2 protein-coding genes and 1 pseudogene are annotated in these 1,567 nt (G+C 75.7%); all 3 read left to right on the plus strand.

The window, feature by feature from the left end; all coding sequences use genetic code 11:
- Positions 1-197, plus strand: a pseudogene (locus JZ5iCDA_RS19270) (pyruvate dehydrogenase (acetyl-transferring) E1 component subunit alpha); the annotation flags it as partial.
- Positions 194-1,207, plus strand: coding sequence for an alpha-ketoacid dehydrogenase subunit beta (locus JZ5iCDA_RS17395; protein ID WP_253182144.1), 1,014 nt, complete (start codon positions 194-196; stop codon positions 1,205-1,207). The pseudogene JZ5iCDA_RS19270 and the gene JZ5iCDA_RS17395, both read left to right, overlap by 4 nt.
- The coding region (locus JZ5iCDA_RS17400; RefSeq protein ID WP_290438826.1) for a biotin/lipoyl-containing protein at positions 1,204-1,567 on the plus strand (364 nt) is incomplete at its 3' end. The genes JZ5iCDA_RS17395 and JZ5iCDA_RS17400, both read left to right, overlap by 4 nt.

Here is a 1,567-nt window from a genome sequence, read left to right on the forward strand (position 1 = left end):
GGGTGCGCGGCGTCGCCGACGCGGCCGCCGCCGAGCTGCGCGCCGGGTGCGTCGCGCTCGAGGACCCGCCGCCGCTGTCGCTGTTCGACCACGTCTACGCGGAGCCGCACGCCCCGCTCGCGCGCGAGCGCGCCGCGTACGCGCGCTACCTCGCGGCCTTCGAGGGCGAGCCGACGGCGGAGGGGGCGGCGCGATGACGACGACCATGACGCTCGCGAAGGCGCTCGGCGCCGGGCTGCGGCGCGCGATGACGGACGACGACCGCGTCGTCGTCATGGGCGAGGACGTCGGCCGGCTCGGCGGCGTCTACCGCGTGACGGACGGCCTGCAGGCCGAGTTCGGGCCGCGCCGCGTGCTCGACACCCCGCTCGCGGAGTCGGGGATCGTCGGCACGGCGGTCGGGCTGGCGATGCGCGGGTACCGGCCCGTGTGCGAGATCCAGTTCGACGGCTTCGTGTTCGTGACGTTCGACCAGATCGTGTCCCAGCTCGCGAAGATGCACGCCCGCACCGGCGGGAACGTGCGGCTGCCGATCACGATCCGCATCCCCGTGGGCGGCGGCATCGGGGCCGCCGAGCACCACTCGGAGTCGCCCGAGGCGCTGTTCGCGCACGTCGCGGGGCTGCGGGTCGTGTCGGTCGCGAACCCCCAGGACGCGTACACCGTGCTGCGGCAGGCCGTCGCGTGCGACGACCCGGTGATCTTCTTCGAGCCCAAGCGCCGGTACCACGCGAAGGGCGAGGTCGAGGAGATCCCGCTCGCGCTCGCGCCACCGATGGACCGGGCGCACGTGGTGCGCGAGGGCCGCGACGTCACGCTCGTCACCTGGGGCGGCCTCGTCGGGACGGCGCTCGACGCCGCCGTCGCCGCGTCGGACGACGGCGTGTCCGTCGAGGTGATCGACCTGCGGTCCCTGTCGCCCATGGACCACGAGACCGTCGCGGCGTCGGTGCGCCGGACGGGGCACGTCGTCGTCGCGCACGAGGCACCGCGGCACGCCGGCCTCGGGGCCGAGATCGCCGCGACCGTGACCGACCGCTGCTTCGAGTACCTCGAAGCCGCACCGGTCCGCGTCACCGGCCACGGGATGCCGTACCCGCCGGCGCGGCTCGAGCAGCACTACCTGCCCGACCTCGACCGCATCCTCGACGGCGTCGACCGCGTGCTCGGCAGGACGCCGGCCCTCACAGGGGAGGCGGCCCGATGAGCGCGCTGCGCGAGTTCCGCCTCCCCGACCTCGGGGAGGGTCTCACCGAGTCCGACATCGTCGTCTGGCACGTCGCCGCCGGCGACCGCGTCGAGCTCAACCAGGTCATCGCCGAGGTCGAGACGGCCAAGGCGCTCGTCGACCTGCCGTCGCCGTACGCGGGCGTCGTCGCGACGCTGCACGCGCAGGAGGGCCAGACGGTCAGCGTCGGCGACCCGATCGTCACGTTCGAGGTCGACGAGCCCGCCGTGCCCGCCGCCGGGCCGGGAGCCACGCCCGTACCGCCGCCGCCGGTCGAGACCCCCGCGGCGGACCCGGCCGCGCCGTCCGCGGACGAGGCACCCGAGGCGGCCCTCGTCG

Source organism: Cellulosimicrobium cellulans (genome assembly GCF_001722485.1).
GTDB classification, from domain to species: Bacteria; Actinomycetota; Actinomycetes; order Actinomycetales; family Cellulomonadaceae; genus Cellulosimicrobium; species Cellulosimicrobium cellulans_A.